Genomic DNA, 16265 nt, shown 5'->3' with positions numbered 1-16265 from the left:
CACGCGGCAGGGCGGGGTCGCAGTCGGCACCCGCAGGCCCATCTTCCCCCGCGTCCCTGGGAAGCCGCTGACAGCGCGCCGAGCATCGGCGGATTTCGTCGCGCCATGCTTTCCCGAGCACGAGATCGGCACTAGCGTCCCCTCATGGCCACCGTTTCCACCCCTGTGCCCTCGCTCGAGCAGCGCCGCGTCCTGCGCACGCCGATCCCCGGACCGCGTTCGGTCGCCCTCGGTGCTCGCCGTGCGGCCACCGTCGCGGCCGGCGTCTCGTCGACCTTGCCCGTCTACGTGGCGCGTGCCTCGGGGGCGGTCATCGAGGACGTCGACGGCAACGTGCTGATCGACCTGGGGTCCGGTATCGCGGTGACGTCGGTCGGGGCCAGCGCGCCGGAGGTGACCGCGGCAGTGGCTGCGCAGGCGGCCGACTTCACGCACACCTGCTTCATGATCAGCCCGTACGAGGAGTACGTGGCCGTGTGCGAGGGGCTCGCGCGCGTGACGCCGGGAAGCCACGACAAGCGGTCCGTGCTGGTGAACTCCGGCGCCGAGGCCGTCGAGAACGCGGTGAAGATCGCGCGCCGCGCCACCGGCCGCCCCGCGGTCCTCGTGCTCGACCACGCGTACCACGGGCGCACCAACCTGACGATGGCGATGACCGCGCGTGCCATGCCCTACAAGACGGGGTTCGGGCCGTTCGCGGGCGAGGTGTACCGGATCCCCGCGTCCTACCCGCTGCGGGACCCCGCAGGCATGACCGGCGAGCAGGCGGCGCTGCGCGCGATCGACGTCGCCGAGCGGCAGGTGGGTGCCGACCAGGTGGCCGCGCTGGTGGTCGAGCCGATCCTCGGTGAGGGCGGGTTCGTCGTGCCCGCGCCCGGGTTCCTCCCGACGCTCGCCGCGTGGGCGGCCGACCGCGGGATCGTGCTGGTGGCCGACGAGGTGCAGACCGGGTTCGCGCGGACCGGCGCCATGTTCGCGATGGAGCACGAGGGGGTCGTGCCCGACCTCGTCGCCCTGGCCAAGGGGATCGCCGGCGGTCTGCCGCTGGGTGCCGTCACCGGCCGCGCGGAGCTACTCGACGCCGTGCACGCGGGCGGGCTTGGCGGCACGTTCGGCGGCAACCCGCTGGCGTGCGCGGCCGCGCTGGCGTCGCTGGAGATCTACGAGCGCGACGACCTGCCCGGCGCCGCGCGCGCGATCGAGGCGGCCGTCCTCCCCCGGCTCACCGCGCTGCGCGACGACGTCCCCTCGGTGGCCGACGTGCGCGGCCGCGGCGCCATGCTCGCCCTCGAGCTGGTCCGGCCGGGCACGCTCGAGCCCGACAAGGCCGCCGCCCAGCGGGTCGCTGCGTCGTGCGCTGCCCAGGGCGTGCTGGTGCTCACGTGCGGCACCTGGGGGAACGTCCTGCGTCTGCTCCCGCCGCTGGTCATCGGCCACGACCTGCTGGACGAGGCGCTGACGGTGCTCGAGGACGCGATCCGGGCCCTCTAGACCGCGGGAGTGCGCTCCTCGAGGCCCCACGGCGAGCCGTAGCCCTCCGGCGTCGGCGCGGCGAGCAGCTCGAGGAACGGCACCGCGTCGAACGCCTCCGGGCCGAGCACACCCGTCCCGGTCCACGTGCCCGCCGCCAGCAGCTCCAGCGCGACCACGGGGTTCACGGCGGTCTGCCACACGACGCACTGCGCGCCGTACTCCGCCATCGACCAGGCGTTGTCGACCAGGTGGTACAGGTACACCTCTCTCGGGTTGCCGTCCGTGCCGGTGCCCGTGACCAGCAGACCCGCGCAGGTCGACCCGGTCATCCGCGGACCGATCGTCGCGGGGTCGGGGAGGCTGGCCGCGACGACGTCACGGGGGCTGACCTGCACGCCGCGGACCGTGACCGGCTCGGTCCTGTCCAGGCCCAGCCGGTGCAGGGTCTGCAGCACCCCGATGAACTCCTCGCCCAGCCCGTACTTGAACGTGACCTTCCGGGCGTCCACCCAGCGGGGCATGAGGAGCACCTCCTCGTGCTCGACGTGCACGCACTCGACGTCACCGATCGGGTCCGGGAACCGGAACACCTCCGGCTCGTGGAACGGCGCCACGGTGAACCAGCCGTCCTCGAGACCCGACCCGGCCTCGGCGCGGTCCGCCGACCAGATGACCGGCGGGTTCAGGCACTCCTCGATGGTGGTCCAGATGGAGAACGAGGGCGCGAAGATCGGTTCGCCGTCGTCGCCGAGCACCTCGAGGTTGGCGCCGTCGCGCACGCCGAGCTCGTCGATCGCGGAGAACAGGTGGTCGGCGGCGTAGCGGGCGAAGACGTCCGAGAGTCCGGGCTCGACGCCGATGCCGACCAGCGCCAGCTGCCCGTCGGCCTCCCACTGCGCCGCCTGCGCGAACTGCTCGTCGCCCAGCTTCACGCCGGGGAGCTCGTAGGGCCGGTCCGGGTGCGCGTGCGACAGGGACATCGCCATGTCCAGGTAGTGCGCGCCGGCCGCGTGCACGCCCTCGAAGATCGGCAGCACGAACCGCGGGTCCACCGCGTTGAGCACGTGGGTCGCGCCGTGCTCGCGGACCAGCGCCTCGACCGCCGCCGCGCTGGAGGCGTCGACCACCGCCGACGCGAACCGGCCGCCCACCACGTCGTGCGCGCTCGCCGCCTCGACGGTCCGCTGCGCACGTCCGAGGTCGACGTCGGCCACCACCAGCCGCTCGAAGAACCGCCGGCGAGCCGCGATCCGGGCGACCGCGTCGCCCACCCCGCCGCTGCCGACCACCAGGATCCGCACGAGTGTCGCCTCCGACTTCACCGTGCCCGCAGCCGCTTGCTCCGGGCGTAGCCGAGCACCTGGACCAGCACGACGATAGCCAGGGCCAGGACGAACATGAACGAGCTGATGACGTTGGCCTGCGGGGGGATCCCGCGGGTGGCCGACACGTACACGAACTTGGGGAACGTCGTGTACGAGCCCGACGTGAAGTTGGTGACGATGAAGTCGTCGAAGCTCAGGCTGAACGCCAGCAGCGCCGCGGCGGCGATCCCGGGGATCAGGAGCGGGAACGTCACGCGCCAGAACGCCTGCCACGGCGACGCGTACAGATCGGCCGCAGCCTCCTCGAGCGCGGGGTCCAGGCTCGACACGCGGGCCTTGACCGTCACGACGACGAAGCTGATGCAGAAGAGCACGTGCGCCGCGACGACCGTGCCGAACCCGAGCGGGACGCGCAGCGTGAGGAACTGCGCGAGCAGCGCGGCACCGAGCACGACCTCGGGCGTGGACATCGGCAGGAAGATCAGCAGGTTGGTCAGCGCGCGACCGCGGAACCGGAACCGGACCAGGGCGATGGCCACGAGCGTGCCGAGGGCGGTCGCGATCAGGGTCGAGATGACCCCGACCTGCAACGAGTTGGCGAACGCCTCGCACACCTGCGGCGCGGCGCACGGGTTCTGCCAGTTCTCCAGCGTGAAGCCCTGCCACACGAGGTTCGTCTTGCCGGCGTCGTTGAACGAGAACACGACCGTGTAGGCGACCGGCACCATGAGGTACACGAACGCCAGGGCGGCGAACACCGGGACGATCAGGTCGCCCAGGCGGCGGCGTGGCCGGCGGGCGGGTGTCGTCGTGCTGGTCGCCTCGACGCGATCGAGCACCGCGGTCACAGCAGGTCCTCGGTCCCGGACCTGCGGATGTACGCCCCGACGAGCAGCAGGATCGCGACCATGAGCACCACGGACAGGGACGCGGCCGTCGGGTAGTCGAGCACCTTGAAGAACCGGGCGTCGATGACCTGGCCGATCATCGCGGTGTTCGTGTTGTTGCCCAGCAGCGACGCGTTGACGTAGTCGCCCGCGGCGGGGATGAACACGAGCAGGGTGCCCGCCACCACGCCGGGCATCGACAGCGGCCACGTGACCGTGCGGAACGTCGTGGTGGGCGAGGCGTACAGGTCGGCACCGGCCTCGAGCAGCCGCGAGTCCAGGCGCTCCAGCGCGGCGAAGATCGGCAGCACCATGAACGGCAGGAAGTTGTAGGTCAGGCCGCTGACCACGGCGAACGGGGTGGCGGTCAGGCGCTCGTCCGCGGGCAGCAGGTGCAGCCAGTGCAGGAGGGTCACCACGAGCGCGTCGTCGGCCAGGATCTGCTTCCACGCGATCGTGCGCAGGATGAAGCTGGTGAAGAACGGCGCGACGACGAGCACGAGCAGCAGCCCCTGCAGGAGCTTGCGACCCCGGGCGCGCACCGCGATGGCGTAGGCCATCGGGTAGCCGATCACCAGCGCGGCGACGGTGGCCAGGAACGCGAACCAGAACGAGCGCAGGATGGCCGGCCAGAACTGGGCGATCGCGTCCGTGTAGTTCTGCCAGTGCAGCGCGGGCTGGTACTCCCCCACGTCGCCGCCCGGCACCGGGACGTACAGCGACGTGGCCAGCAGCGCCGCGACGGGCACCACGAAGAAGAGCACCAGGTAGATCAGGCCCGGCCCGAGCAGGACGAGGTGGGCACGCTGGGCGGTCCGTCGCGGCGGCGGGGCCGAGTCGCCGGAGACGCTCTCCCCGAGAGCAGCTGTGATGCTCACAGGACCCTCACGGCTCGTCGTCCAGGTCGACCGTGCCCTCGTCGCGAGCCTGCGCACCGTCGAGCCCGAACGTGAAGTCGACCGCCCAGGCCAGCCGGACCGCGGAACCCACCGTGACGGTGGCGCCGCCGAGCAGGTTCTGCGCGAAGACGCCGAACGTGCCGAGGCCGGGTACCTCCACCTGGTACTGCGTGCTCACGCCCATGAACGAGACGTCGGTGACGACCCCCGGTCCGAGGACGTTCTCGCCGCGAGTGGGAGCCTGGTCGCCGACGAGCAGCCGCATCTTCTCGGGCCGGGCCCCGACGAGCACGGCGCCGTCGGTCCGCACGGCACGCGCCAGCGGGACCAGCACCCGTGTGCCCCGGACGTCCACCCCGAGCAGCCCGCGCTTGGTCAGCCGCTCGGTCACCGTGCCGGCGACGAGGTTGGACTGGCCCAGGAAGTTGGCGACGAACACGGTCCGCGGCAGCTCGTACAGGTCCGCGGGCGCGCCCAGCTGCTCGATCCGCCCGTGGTTCATCACGGCCACGGTGTCGGCCATGGTCATGGCCTCCTCCTGGTCGTGGGTGACGTGCACGAAGGTGAGGCCGACCTCGGTCTGGATGCGCTTGAGCTCGAGCTGCATCTGGCGCCGGAGCTTGAGGTCGAGCGCACCCAGCGGCTCATCGAGGAGCAGGAGCGCCGGGCGGTTCACCAGCGCGCGGGCGAGCGCGACCCGCTGCTGCTGACCGCCGGAGAGCTGGGCGGGCTTGCGGTCGGCCAGGTGCCCGAGCTCCACCAGGTCGAGCCCGTCGGCCACGCGCCCGGGGATGTTGCTCGCCCGCGAGCGCTTGAGCCCGAACGCCACGTTCTCCCGCACGGTCAGGTGCGGGAACAGGGCGTAGCTCTGGAACACGGTGTTCACCGGCCGCTGGTGCGCCCGCGTGCCGGTCACGTCCCGGCCGCCGATCGAGATCGTCCCGGCGCTCGGCTGCTCCAGGCCGGCGACCATCCGCAGGGTCGTGGTCTTGCCGCACCCCGACGGTCCGAGGAGGGCGAAGAACGACCCGGACGGGATGGTGAGCGTGAGGTCGTCGACCGCGACGAACGCGCCGAACGCCTTGGTCACGCGCTCGATCTCGAGCGCCGCGCCCCCCGAGCCGGTCGCGTCCGCCTCGAGGGCGGAGGCGGTCGTCGTCATGCGCCGATCACGGTGAGGAACTCGCCGTTGTAGCGCTCCTCCTCGTCGGGGCTGAGCGTCCGGAACACGCTGACCTTCGCCAGGATCTCGTCGGTCGGGAAGATCATCGGGTCCTCGGCCAGCTCCGGGTCGATGGCGACCATGGCCTCCTGGGCGCCCTGCACCGGGGTGATGTAGTTGACCCAGGCCGCCACCTGCGCCGCGACCTCGGGGTCGTAGTAGTAGTTCATGAGGTCCTCGGCGTTGCCCAGGTGCGGGGAGCCGATGGGCACCAGCATGTTGTCGCTCCAGAGCGTGCCGCCGGACTCGGGGATGGCGAACTCGAACCGGCCGTCCGCCTCGTAGTTCAGCGACGTGATGTCGCCCGACCACCCGATGACCGCGATCGCGTCGCCGGAGGCCAGGTCCTGCGTGTACGCGTTGCCGCGGACCTGCCGGATGTGGCCCGAGTCGATCTTCTCCTTGAGCACCTCGAGCGCCGAGTAGAAGTCGTTGTCGCTCCAGTCCCCCGCCGGGTCGACCCCCTGGTCGAGCATGATCAGGCCCACCGTGTCGCGCATCTCGCTCAGCACCTCGACCCGGCCGGCCAGCTCGGGGGCCCACAGGTCCGAGAGGGTGTGCAGCCCGCCGGGAACCTTCTCCTTGTCCCACGCCAGCCCGGCGAACCCCGACTGCCACGTCAGCGACTGCGAGCGGCCCGGGTCGAAGTCGACGTTCGCGAGGCTGGACAGGATGTTGGACGCGTTGGGCATCCGCTCCTTGTCCAGCGTCTGGGTGTAGCCGAGCCGGATCAGCCGCGCGGCCATCCAGTCGGTCAGCGTGACGATGTCGTAGCCGATGTCCTGGCCGTTCTTCAGCTGGCCGGAGACCTTGCCGTAGAAGGCGTCGTTGTCGTCGATGTCCTCGGCGTACTCGACGGTGAGGCCCGACAGCTCCTCGAACGCGAGCAGCGACGGGTAGCTGGTCCCGTCGTCGTCCTGGTCGAGGTACTGCGTCCAGTTGGCCCAGCGGACCAGCTTGTCGCTGTCGGACAGGTCCTCGGCGCTCGAGGCGGTCGCCGACGGCGAGCCCGTCCCGCACGCGGCCAGCACGGCCGCCGCTCCGGCTGTGCCGAGTGCCGCGACCAGGAACGAGCGGCGCGACAGGTTCGCCGAGCGGCCGCGGTTCGAGGCCTGCGCGACGAGCGCGCGGACGCGCGGGTCGGCGGGGGCAGGGCGGCGGTGGGGGCTCATGAGGCTCCTAGGGTGCCGGAGGGTGTCGCCGAGCACGACGGGTCGTCGGATCTTCGCAAACAGACGGCCGTCCAGCAAGGAATCCGTCGCGCAAGCACCCGCTCGCAACGAAAATGTTGCACGGACGGAACATTCGGCCCCTGGATCCGTCGGCTCAGGCGTCGAAAGCGGACATCACGTGCTTGATGCGCGTGTAGTCCTCGAACCCGTACATCGACAGGTCCTTGCCGTACCCGGAGTGCTTGAACCCGCCGTGCGGCATCTCGGCGACGAACGGGATGTGGGTGTTGATCCACACCACCCCGAAGTCCAGCGCCCGGGACACGCGCAGCGCCCGGCCGTGGTTCTGCGTCCACACCGAGCTGGACAGGCCGTAGCGCACGCCGTTGGCCAGCGTGATGGCCTCGTCCTCGTCGGTGAACGTCTGGACCGTGATGACCGGGCCGAAGATCTCGTCCTGCACGGCCTCGTCGTCCTGCTTCAGGCCGGAGACCACGGTGGCCTCGACGAAGTAGCCGACGTCGCCGACGCGGTGCCCACCGGTCACGATCGACGCGTGGTCGGGCAGCCGCTCGAGGAACCCGGTGACGCGGTCCAGCTGCAGCGCGTTGTTGACCGGTCCGAACGCCACGTCGGGGTCGCTCGGCACGCCGGTGCGCTGGCCCTTCGCCGCCTCCGCGAGCGCGGCGACGAAGTCGTCGTGCACGGACGCGTGCACGAGCACGCGGGTGGCGGCCGTGCAGTCCTGCCCGGCGTTGTAGTACCCGGCGCCGGCGATGCCCTCAGCGGCCGCCGCGAGGTCCGCGTCGGCGAACACGATGACCGGCGCCTTGCCGCCGAGCTCGAGGTGCACGCGCTTGACGTTGGCGGCGGCCGCCTCCGCCACCTGCGAACCGGCGCGCACCGAGCCGGTGATGGCGACCATGTCGGGGCGCTGGTGGGAGACCAGGGCGCGGCCGGTGTCGCGGTCCCCGCACACGACGTTGAGCACCCCCGGGGGCAGCACCTCGTTGGCCACCTGCCCGAGCAGGAGCGTGGAGGCCGGCGTGGTGTCCGACGGCTTGAGGACGATCGTGTTCCCGGCCGCGAGCGCGGGCGCGATCTTCCAGATGGCCATCATCAGCGGGTAGTTCCAGGGCGTCACCTGGCCGACCACCCCGACCGGCTCCCGGCGGACCCAGGACGTGTGCCCCGCCATGTACTCCCCCGCGCTCAGCCCGTCGAGCACGCGGGCGGCACCGGCGAAGAATCGCAGCTGGTCCACGCACGGCGGCACCTCGTCGGTGGCGGTCAGGTGCAGGGGCTTGCCGGTGTTCCGCGACTCGACCGCGACGAACTCGTCGGCCCGCTGCTCGATGGCGTCGGCCAGGCGCAGGAGCGCGAGCTGGCGCTCGGCCGGCGTGGTGCGGCCCCAGGTGGTGAACGCGTCGGAGGCAGCGCGGTAGGCCGCGTCGACGTCCTCGGCACCCGACAGCGGCGCGCGGGCGTACTCGACGCCGGTCGACGGGTCGATCACGGCCGTCGTGCGGCCGTCCGCGGCGGGGCGCTGGGCGCCGCCGATCACGTTGTGCAGCTCGAGGGTCTGGTCGGTGGCCTGGCTCACGGCGGTTCTCCTCACGGTCGGTGCGCCGCACGCTACGCCGCTCGGGGCGCTTTCGGGAGGCCAGGACGGGGCATCCGGCCGATCAGGGGGCCCCGAACGCCGAAATCAGAAGTTCACACGGCATGTCACGACGGATTCCTTGCATTGAGGCCCTCCCCCGACCACCATCGGCGGGTGGGCACACGCAGACCAGCACCCGGGCACCCCGCGCTCGACGACGTCTCCAAGGCGATCGTCGAGCAGCTCCAGGAGGACGGCCGGCGACCCTACGCGGCGATCGGCAAGGCGATCGGGCTGTCCGAGGCGGCCGTGCGCCAGCGCGTCCAGCGCCTCACGGACTCCGGGGTCATGCAGATCGTCGCGGTGACCGACCCGTTGCAGGTCGGGTTCACGCGCCAGGCGATGATCGGGCTGAAGTGCGAGGGCGACCTGTCCGTCGTCGCGGACGCGCTCGCCGAGCTGCCCGAGGTCGACTACGTGGTCATCACCGCGGGCGGCTTCGACCTGCTGTGCGAGGTGGTGTGCGAGGACGACGACCACCTCCTCGAGGTGCTCAACCAGAAGATCCGCTCGCTGCCCGGGGTGCGGACCACCGAGACGTTCGTGTACCTGAAGCTGCGCAAGCAGCTCTACAACTGGGGGACCCGATGAGCACGACACCTCGTGGCACCGACCGTTCCGAGGCGGCCAGGGCCCACCTCTGGGGCCACTTCACGCGGCAGAGCGCCTGGGACGGCGGCGTCCCGACGATCGTTCGGGGCCAGGGGCACCACATCTGGGACGACCAGGGCCGCAAGTACATCGACGGGCTCTCGGGACTCTTCGTCGTGCAGGCCGGGCACGGTCGCACCGAGCTGGCCGAGGCGGCGCGCGTCCAGGCCGAGCAGCTGGCGTTCTTCCCGCTCTGGTCGTACGCGCACCCGCAGGCGATCGACCTCGCGGAGCGGCTGGCGGCCTACGCGCCGGGCGACCTCAACCACGTCTTCTTCACCACGGGCGGCGGCGAGGCCGTGGAGACCGCGTGGAAGCTGGCCAAGAACTACTTCAAGCTCACCGGCAAACCGAACAAGTACAAGGTGATCTCGCGGTCCATCGCGTACCACGGCACCACCCACGGGGCCCTGTCCATCACGGGTCTGCCGACGCTCAAGCAGCAGTTCGAGCCGCTCGTGCCGGGCGCCCACAAGGTGCCGAACACCAACGAGTACCGCGCGCCCGAGCACCTGCGCGACGACCCGAAGGCCTTCGGCCGGTGGGCCGCGGACCGCATCGGCGACGCCATCGAGATGGAGGGCCCGGACTCCGTGGCCGCGGTGTTCCTGGAGCCCGTGCAGAACGCGGGCGGGTGCTTCCCGCCGCCTCCCGGGTACTTCGAGCGGGTGCGCGAGATCTGCGACCAGTACGACGTGCTGCTGGTGTCCGACGAGGTCATCTGCGCGTTCGGGCGCATCGGGTCGATCTTCGCCTGCGACGACTTCGGCTACGTGCCGGACATGATCACCTGCGCCAAGGGCATGACCTCGGGCTACTCCCCCATCGGCGCCCTCATCGCCTCGGACAAGCTGTACGAACCGTTCGCGAAGGGCAACGCCTCGTTCGCGCACGGCTACACCTTCGGCGGCCACCCGGTGTCGGCCGCGGTGGCCAACGCGAACCTCGACCTGTTCGAGCGCGAGGGCATCACGGCGCACGTCAAGGAGTCCGCGCCGGCGTTCCGGCGCACGCTCGAAGGGCTGCTCGACCTGCCGATCGTCGGCGACGTGCGCGGCGAGGGCTTCTTCTACGGGATCGAGCTGGTCAAGGACAAGACGACGCGGGAGACGTTCGACGACGACGAGAGCGAGCGCCTGCTGCGCGGGTTCCTGTCGGGCGCCCTGTACGACGCCGGGCTGTACTGCCGCGCCGACGACCGTGGGGACCCCGTCATCCAGCTCGCCCCGCCGCTGACCTGCGGGCAGGCCGAGTTCGACGAGATCACCGGCATCCTGCGCGGCGTGCTGACCGAGGCCTGGGCGCGCCTGTGAGCGTGTCGCTCTGGTTCGACCAGCTGCCCGACCTCGCCCCGCTCGACCCGCTCGACGGGGACACCCAGGCGGACGTCGTCGTGGTCGGTGGCGGTCTGACCGGGCTGTGGACCGCGTACTACCTGCTCGAGGCCGACCCGTCGCTCGACGTGCTCGTGATCGAGGCCGAGGTGGTGGGGTTCGGCGCGAGCGGGCGCAACGGCGGCTGGTGCTCGGCCCTCCTGCCCGTCTCCGGCGACGAGCTGGCGCGGCTGCACGGGCGCGACGCCGCCGCGGCGATGCGCGCCGCCATGCGGGACACCGTCGTCGAGGTCGGGGGCGTGGCCGCGGCCGAGCAGATCGAGTGCGGGTTCGCGTTCGGCGGCACCGTCACGCTCGCCCGCAACCGCCCGCAGCTGGAGCGCGTCGCCGAGGCCGTGTCCACCGACGCGCGCTGGGGGGACGAGTCCCACCTGCTCGGCGCCGACGGGGTCGAGGAGCACGTCCGCGCCACGAGCGTGGTGGGCGGCTCGTACACCCCGGACGCGGCCCGCATCCAGCCGCTTCGACTCGCCCGTGGGCTGCTCGACGTGGTCCTCTCCCGCGGCGCCCGGGTGGCCGAGGGGACGCGCGCGCTGCGGCTGTCCCCGCGCGCGGTCGTCACCGACCACGGCATCGTGCGGGCGCGCTACGTGGTCCGCGCGACCGAGGCCTGGAGCGCGCACCTGCCCGGCTCCGGCCGCGAGGTGGCCCCCGTGTACTCGCACATGATCGCCACCGAGCCGCTGCCGCCCGAGGTCTGGGCGCAGATCGGGCTCGACCGTGCCCAGACGTTCACCGACGCGCGGAACCTCGTCGTGTACGGCCAGCGCACGACGGACGACCGGATCGCGTTCGGCGGCCGGGGTGCGCCGTACCACGTCGGCTCCAGCATCCGCCCGGAGTACGACCAGGCACGCGCCACCGCTGCCCACCTCGCGCACGAGCTCGTGGACCTGTTTCCCGTGCTCGAGCGGGCCGAGATCACCCACCACTGGGGCGGCCCGCTGGGCGTGCACCGCGACTGGCACCCGTCGGTCGGCCTGGACGACGACGGGATCGGCTGGGCCGGCGGCTACGTCGGCGACGGCGTCGCGATGACCAACCTGGCGGGCCGCACGCTCGCGGACCTCATCACCGGGTCGGACAGCGACCTGACCCGGCTGCCGTGGGTGGGCCACCGCTCCCCCGCGTGGGAGCCGGAGCCCCTGCGGTGGGCGGGCATCACCGCCACTCGCAAGGCGACCACCTGGGCGGACCGGACCGAGACGCGCACAGGGCACGCGAGCCGGTGGAGCGGCCTGCTCGAGCACGTGCTCGGGCACTGACTCACGCGCGCGCCAGGAGCTCCTGAGCACGGGCGCGTGCCCAGACCTCGGCCGCCAGCACCGCGTCCAGCGTGAGCGCGTCGGGGGCGGTGCCGTCGTGCTCGCCCAGGACGCGCTCGACCGTGGTCACGATGTCCAGGAACCCGATCCGGCCGGTCAGGAACGCCTCGACGCACTCCTCGTTCGCCGCGTTGTAGACCGCGGGGTGGGTGGCCGACGCCGCGACGGCCTCGCGCGCCAGGCGCACCGCGCCGAAGACGCCCTCGTCGAGCGGCTCGAACGTCCAGGCGGTGGCCTGCGTCCAGTCGCACGGCGGCGCCACCTCGGGCACCCGGTCCGGCCAGGACAGCCCGAGCGCGATCGGGAGCCGCATGTCCGGCGGTGACGCCTGCGCCAGCGTCGAGCCGTCCACGAACTCGACCATGGAGTGCACCACCGACTGCGGGTGCACCACGACGGTGATGTCCGCGACGGGCACGTCGAACAGCAGGTGCGCCTCGATGAGCTCCAGGCCCTTGTTCATCAGGGTCGAGGAGTTGATGGTCACCACCGGACCCATCGACCAGGTCGGGTGCGCGAGCGCCTGCTGCGGCGTCACCGCCTTGACGTCGTCGTGCGACCACCCGCGGAACGGGCCGCCCGAGGCCGTGAGGATCAGCCGCCGGACCTCGGGGTGGGTGCCGCCGCGCAGCGCCTGCGCGATCGCCGAGTGCTCGGAGTCCACCGGCACGATCTGGTCCGGGCGCTTCCGGGCGGCGTGCACCAGCCGCCCGCCCACCACCAGCGACTCCTTGTTGGCCAGCGCCAGCGTGCTGCCCGCCCGCAGCGCGGCGAGCGTCGGCCCGAGCCCGACCGAGCCCGTGACTCCGTTGAGCACGACGTCGGCCCCGCGGCCGGCCAGCTCCGTGGACGCCTGCGGGCCGACCAGCACCTCGACGCCGTCGTCGAGCGCCTCGCGCAGCGGCCCCTCGGCCCGGGGATCGGCGACCGCCACCGCCGACACACCCAGCTCGCGGGCCTGGCGGGCCAGCAGCGCGACATCACCACCGCCGGCGGACAGACCGACGACGGAGAACCGCTCCGGGTTCCGGGTGATGACGTCGACGGCCTGGGTACCGATCGAGCCCGTGGACCCGAGGAGGACGACGCTGCGCTGTGTCACGCGGTCCATCCTCGTGCATGGACCGCGCCGGTCGTCCTCACTCGACGCCGAGCAGCACCTCGACCGCGCGCGCCAGGAAGGCGTCGACCGGCCCCTCGGCGTACGCGTTGCGACCCTTGCGGCGACGGAAGGTCGCGGACCGCACCTCGGCGGCCGACAGCGGCGTGCCCCGGTCGAAGTACGCGACCAGGCGCTGGCACAGCTCGTCGACGTCGGCGGGCTCGTAGCCCTGCTGCCGGCCGTCCGGCGCGGCGAACCGGTCGCCGTCGGGGCGACCCAGTCGGCCGTAGAGGGTGCGCGCCTGCTCGCTCAGGCGGTTCATCCACGCCTGCTGGCCCTGGGTGGTGATGTACTCCGCGCGGGACCGGGCGACGAACGCAGCCTCGAGCCGGTCGAGCGCCGCGTCGACCGCGGCCGTGACGTACCCGCCGCGCACCATGTCGAACGCCACGCCGCGCACGTCCTTGCTGGCCAGCGCGGCAGCCGGACCGGTCTCGTAGACCGCCCGGGCGTGCGCGAAGAAGTCGTCGACCTCGTCCGGGTCGTATCCCTGCTTCATGCCCGAGACGGTCCGGAACATCCCGTCGCTCACTCGTCCTCCTCCGCTGCGAGCTGCCCGCAGGCGCCGTCGATCTCACTGCCGCGGGTGTCCCGGATGGTGGTCGGGATCCCGTGCGCACGCAAGCGTGCCACGAACTCCTGCTCCACCCGGGGATCGCTCGCCGTCCACTTCGAGCCCGGCGTCGGGTTCAGCGGGATGGGGTTGCAGTGCACCCAGCCGCGACCGCGGGCGTTGAGCTTCTCGCCGAGCAGGTCCGCCCGCCAGGCGTGGTCGTTGATGTCCCGGATCAGCGCGTACTCGATGGACACACGGCGGCCGGTGACCTCGAAGTACCGGTGCGCGGAGTCGATCGCCTCGTCGACGCTCCACCGCGTGTTCACCGGCACGAGCTCGCTGCGGAGCTCGTCGTCGGGCGCGTGCAGGGAGAGGGCGAGCGTCACGGGGATGCCCTCCTTGGCCAGCCGGTCCATCGCCGGCACCATGCCCACGGTCGACACGGTGACGTTGCGCGCGGACATGCCCAGCCCGTCCGGCGCCGGAGCGACGAGGCGGCGGACCGTCTCCATGACCGACTTGTAGTTGGCCAGCGGCTCACCCATGCCCATGAACACCACGTTGGACAGCCGCGTCGGACCGCCCGGCACCTCGCCGTCGGCGAGCGACCGCGCCGCGGCGCGCACCTGCTCGACGATCTCCGCCGTCGACAGGTTCCGCGTCAGACCCAGCTGGCCGGTCGCGCAGAACGAGCACGCGAGCCCGCAGCCCGCCTGGCTCGACACGCACAGGGTGGTGCGGTTGGCGTACCGCATGAGGACCGACTCCACCTTGGCGCCGTCGAACAGGTGCCACAGCGTCTTGACGGTGGTGCCCTTGTCCGCGGTCTGCGTGCGGTGGGCCGTGAGCAGCTGCGGGAACAGCCCCTCGACCAGCTTGTCGCGCGTGGCCTTCGGCAGGTCGGTCATCTGCGCGGGGTCGTTGGTCAGGTGGGTGAAGTAGTGCGTCGCCAGCTGCTTGGCGCGGAACGGCTTCTCGCCGAGCTCGGTGACGGCGTCGATCCGCTGCTCGGGCGTGAGGTCGACGAAGTGCTTGGGCGGCTTGCCCCGCGGTCCCCGGCTGGGCGAGGACAGGTCGAGGCGCACGGGTGTACCGGTCATTGCAGGTACCCCCCTTCAGTGAGATCAGGCGGGCTGGAGGACCGTGAGGACCACGTACACGGCGGGGGCGGTGAGCACGAGCGAGTCGAGCCGGTCCAGGAGACCGCCGTGGCCCGGCACCAGCCGGCCCATGTCCTTGAGCTCGAGGTCGCGCTTGAGCATCGACTCGGCGAGGTCGCCGAGCGTCGCGGTCACGACGGTGGCCAGGCCGAGGAACACCCCGACCAGCGGCTCGCCGCCGAACGCGACCTGGACGCCGACCACGCCCACGACGCACGCGAGAACGATGGAGCCGGCCAGGCCCTCCCACGTCTTCTTCGGGCTCACCGACGGGGCCAGCGGGTGCCGGCCGAGCAGCACGCCGACGGTGTAGCCGCCCGTGTCGCTGGCCACGCAGAGCAGGATGAAGAGCATCACGCGCTTCGCGCCGTCAGGCTCGGCCAGCAGCAGCATGACGAAGCCGCCGAGGAACGGCAGGTACGCGGCGGCGAACGCGCCGGCCGTGGCGTCGCGCAGGGCGGGCTGACCACTCCCGTCGAGCACGCGCCAGACGACGACGCCACCGACCGTCAGCATGAACGCGACGAACAGCGCCTCCGGTCCGGCCGTGAACGCCGAGACGAGGATGCCGATGGCGCCGACCAGCAGCGGGAGCAGCGGGAGGTGGATGTTCCGGCGGGTGAACGCCTGCGCGAGCTCCCAGAGGCCGGCACACACGCACACCACGGCGAGGACCGCGAATGCTTCCTTGCGGATGAACAGCGACGCGACCACCACCACGAGCATGGCGACGCCGACGACGATCGCGACCGGGAGGTCACGACCGGGGCGGGGGGTCCGGGTGGCGGCGATGGCAGTCTGGCTCATCAGACCTCGAGGAGCTCGTTCTCCTTGGACGCGAGCAGGTGGTCGATGAGATCCACGTGCTTCTTCGTCAGGGACTCGAGCTCCTTCTCCGCACGGCCGACCTCGTCCTCGCCGGCCTCGCCGTCCTTGACGATGCGGTCCAGCTCCTCCTTGGCCCGGCGCCGCACGTTGCGCACCGAGACGCGGGCGTCCTCCGCCTTGGACTTGGCGAGCTTCACGAAGTCCTTGCGGCGCTCCTGCGTGAGAGCGGGCAGCACGATGCGGATGACGTTGCCGTCGTTCGTCGGGTTCACGCCCAGGTCCGAGTCGCGCAGCGCCTTCTCGATCGCGGCGGTCGACGACTTGTCGAACGGCGACACGAGGATGGTGCGCGCCTCGGTCACGTTGAAGGACGCCAGCTGCTGGAGGGGCGTCGGGCTGCCGTAGTAGTCGACGAACACCTTGGAGAACATCGCCGCGTTCGCCCGACCGGTACGGATCGTCGAGAAGTCCTCCTTGGCGACCTCGACGGCCTTGTCCATCTTCTCTTCAGCCTCGAAGAGGGTCTCGTCGATCACCGGAGCTCCTTC

Annotated in this window: 15 protein-coding genes; 4 read left to right on the top strand and 11 right to left on the bottom strand. The window is 71.9% G+C overall.

Annotated features, from left to right (window positions below; translation table 11 throughout):
* The first annotated feature begins 144 nt into the window (after window positions 1-144).
* Entirely contained in the window at window positions 145-1491 is a 1347-nt protein-coding gene (gene gabT, locus ASD18_RS14250; protein ID WP_056093168.1) for a 4-aminobutyrate--2-oxoglutarate transaminase, read from the top strand.
* Here gabT and ASD18_RS14245 read toward each other — a convergent pair.
* The 6 genes from ASD18_RS14245 to ASD18_RS14220 all read right to left on the bottom strand — a co-directional run bounded on the left by ASD18_RS14245 (window position 1488) and on the right by ASD18_RS14220 (window position 8581).
* On the bottom strand, window positions 1488-2774 hold the full coding sequence (locus tag ASD18_RS14245; protein WP_056093706.1) for a saccharopine dehydrogenase family protein: 1287 nt from the start codon (window positions 2772-2774) through the stop codon (window positions 1488-1490). The genes gabT and ASD18_RS14245 overlap by 4 nt on opposite strands.
* Before the next feature lie 17 nt (window positions 2775-2791).
* Complete coding sequence (locus ASD18_RS14240; RefSeq protein ID WP_082574104.1) at window positions 2792-3526, bottom strand: ABC transporter permease; 735 nt, start codon at window positions 3524-3526, stop codon at window positions 2792-2794.
* 116 nt (window positions 3527-3642) lie between these two features.
* A complete protein-coding gene (locus ASD18_RS14235; RefSeq protein ID WP_056093165.1) occupies window positions 3643-4563 on the bottom strand; it encodes an ABC transporter permease in 921 nt (306 codons plus the stop codon).
* 7 nt (window positions 4564-4570) lie between these two features.
* Window positions 4571-5746, bottom strand: coding sequence for an ABC transporter ATP-binding protein (locus tag ASD18_RS14230; protein WP_056093163.1), 1176 nt, complete (start codon window positions 5744-5746; stop codon window positions 4571-4573).
* Window positions 5743-6978, bottom strand: coding sequence for a PotD/PotF family extracellular solute-binding protein (locus ASD18_RS14225; protein WP_056093160.1), 1236 nt, complete (start codon window positions 6976-6978; stop codon window positions 5743-5745). The genes ASD18_RS14230 and ASD18_RS14225 overlap by 4 nt, the downstream gene beginning before the upstream one ends.
* 154 nt (window positions 6979-7132) lie before the next feature.
* Window positions 7133-8581 (bottom strand): gamma-aminobutyraldehyde dehydrogenase, encoded by a 1449-nt coding sequence (locus ASD18_RS14220; RefSeq protein ID WP_056093156.1) that lies wholly within the window; start codon window positions 8579-8581, stop codon window positions 7133-7135.
* Window positions 8582-8755: 174 nt separating this feature from the next.
* On the opposite strand from ASD18_RS14220, the gene ASD18_RS14215 reads away from it, so the two are divergent.
* The 3 genes from ASD18_RS14215 to ASD18_RS14205 are packed head-to-tail and all read left to right on the top strand — an operon-like array spanning window position 8756 to window position 11951.
* Window positions 8756-9232, top strand: a complete 477-nt coding sequence (locus tag ASD18_RS14215) for an Lrp/AsnC family transcriptional regulator (RefSeq protein ID WP_056093154.1) — start codon at window positions 8756-8758, stop codon at window positions 9230-9232.
* On the top strand, window positions 9229-10605 hold the full coding sequence (locus ASD18_RS14210) for an aspartate aminotransferase family protein (protein ID WP_056093151.1): 1377 nt from the start codon (window positions 9229-9231) through the stop codon (window positions 10603-10605). The genes ASD18_RS14215 and ASD18_RS14210 overlap by 4 nt, the downstream gene beginning before the upstream one ends.
* A 2-nt stretch (window positions 10606-10607) precedes the next feature.
* A complete protein-coding gene (locus tag ASD18_RS14205; protein WP_235522402.1) occupies window positions 10608-11951 on the top strand; it encodes an FAD-binding oxidoreductase in 1344 nt (447 codons plus the stop codon).
* 1 nt (window position 11952) lies between these two features.
* On the opposite strand, the gene dxr is transcribed toward ASD18_RS14205, so the two are convergent.
* The 5 genes from dxr to frr are packed head-to-tail and all read right to left on the bottom strand — an operon-like array spanning window position 11953 to window position 16253.
* Window positions 11953-13113, bottom strand: coding sequence for a 1-deoxy-D-xylulose-5-phosphate reductoisomerase (dxr, locus tag ASD18_RS14200; protein WP_200938618.1), 1161 nt, complete (start codon window positions 13111-13113; stop codon window positions 11953-11955).
* 37 nt (window positions 13114-13150) lie between these two features.
* Window positions 13151-13705, bottom strand: a complete 555-nt coding sequence (locus ASD18_RS14195) for a DivIVA domain-containing protein (protein WP_056093147.1) — start codon at window positions 13703-13705, stop codon at window positions 13151-13153.
* The gene (gene rlmN / locus ASD18_RS14190; protein ID WP_056093144.1) at window positions 13702-14829 is read right to left on the bottom strand and encodes a 23S rRNA (adenine(2503)-C(2))-methyltransferase RlmN; all 1128 of its coding nucleotides are present in this window, start codon (window positions 14827-14829) and stop codon (window positions 13702-13704) included. The genes ASD18_RS14195 and rlmN overlap by 4 nt, the downstream gene beginning before the upstream one ends.
* A gap of 24 nt (window positions 14830-14853) precedes the next feature.
* Window positions 14854-15696, bottom strand: a complete 843-nt coding sequence (locus ASD18_RS14185) for a phosphatidate cytidylyltransferase (RefSeq protein WP_056093141.1) — start codon at window positions 15694-15696, stop codon at window positions 14854-14856.
* Window positions 15696-16253: a ribosome recycling factor gene (frr, locus tag ASD18_RS14180; protein ID WP_056093138.1), complete on the bottom strand. Its 558-nt coding sequence runs from the start codon at window positions 16251-16253 to the stop codon at window positions 15696-15698. The genes ASD18_RS14185 and frr overlap by 1 nt, the downstream gene beginning before the upstream one ends.
* Window positions 16254-16265 lie beyond the last annotated feature (12 nt).

The organism is Cellulomonas sp. Root137, assembly GCF_001426725.1.
Classification (GTDB): domain Bacteria; phylum Actinomycetota; class Actinomycetes; order Actinomycetales; family Cellulomonadaceae; genus Cellulomonas.
Note: the sequence above shows the minus strand (reverse complement) of the source record. Positions and strands in the feature narration are given on the sequence as shown.

Excerpts from the sequence above, each read along its gene's own strand:
- ASD18_RS14240 (WP_082574104.1), bottom strand. The coding sequence starts at position 3,526 with ATGGTGCCGGTCGCCTACACGGTCGTGTTCTCGTTCAACGACGCCGGC.
- ASD18_RS14185 (WP_056093141.1), bottom strand. The coding sequence starts at position 15,696 with ATGAGCCAGACTGCCATCGCCGCCACCCGGACCCCCCGCCCCGGTCGT.
- ASD18_RS14210 (WP_056093151.1), top strand. The coding sequence starts at position 9,229 with ATGAGCACGACACCTCGTGGCACCGACCGTTCCGAGGCGGCCAGGGCC.
- ASD18_RS14225 (WP_056093160.1), bottom strand. The coding sequence starts at position 6,978 with ATGAGCCCCCACCGCCGCCCTGCCCCCGCCGACCCGCGCGTCCGCGCG.
- ASD18_RS14230 (WP_056093163.1), bottom strand. The coding sequence starts at position 5,746 with ATGACGACGACCGCCTCCGCCCTCGAGGCGGACGCGACCGGCTCGGGG.
- rlmN (WP_056093144.1), bottom strand. The coding sequence starts at position 14,829 with ATGACCGGTACACCCGTGCGCCTCGACCTGTCCTCGCCCAGCCGGGGA.
- gabT (WP_056093168.1), top strand. The coding sequence starts at position 145 with ATGGCCACCGTTTCCACCCCTGTGCCCTCGCTCGAGCAGCGCCGCGTC.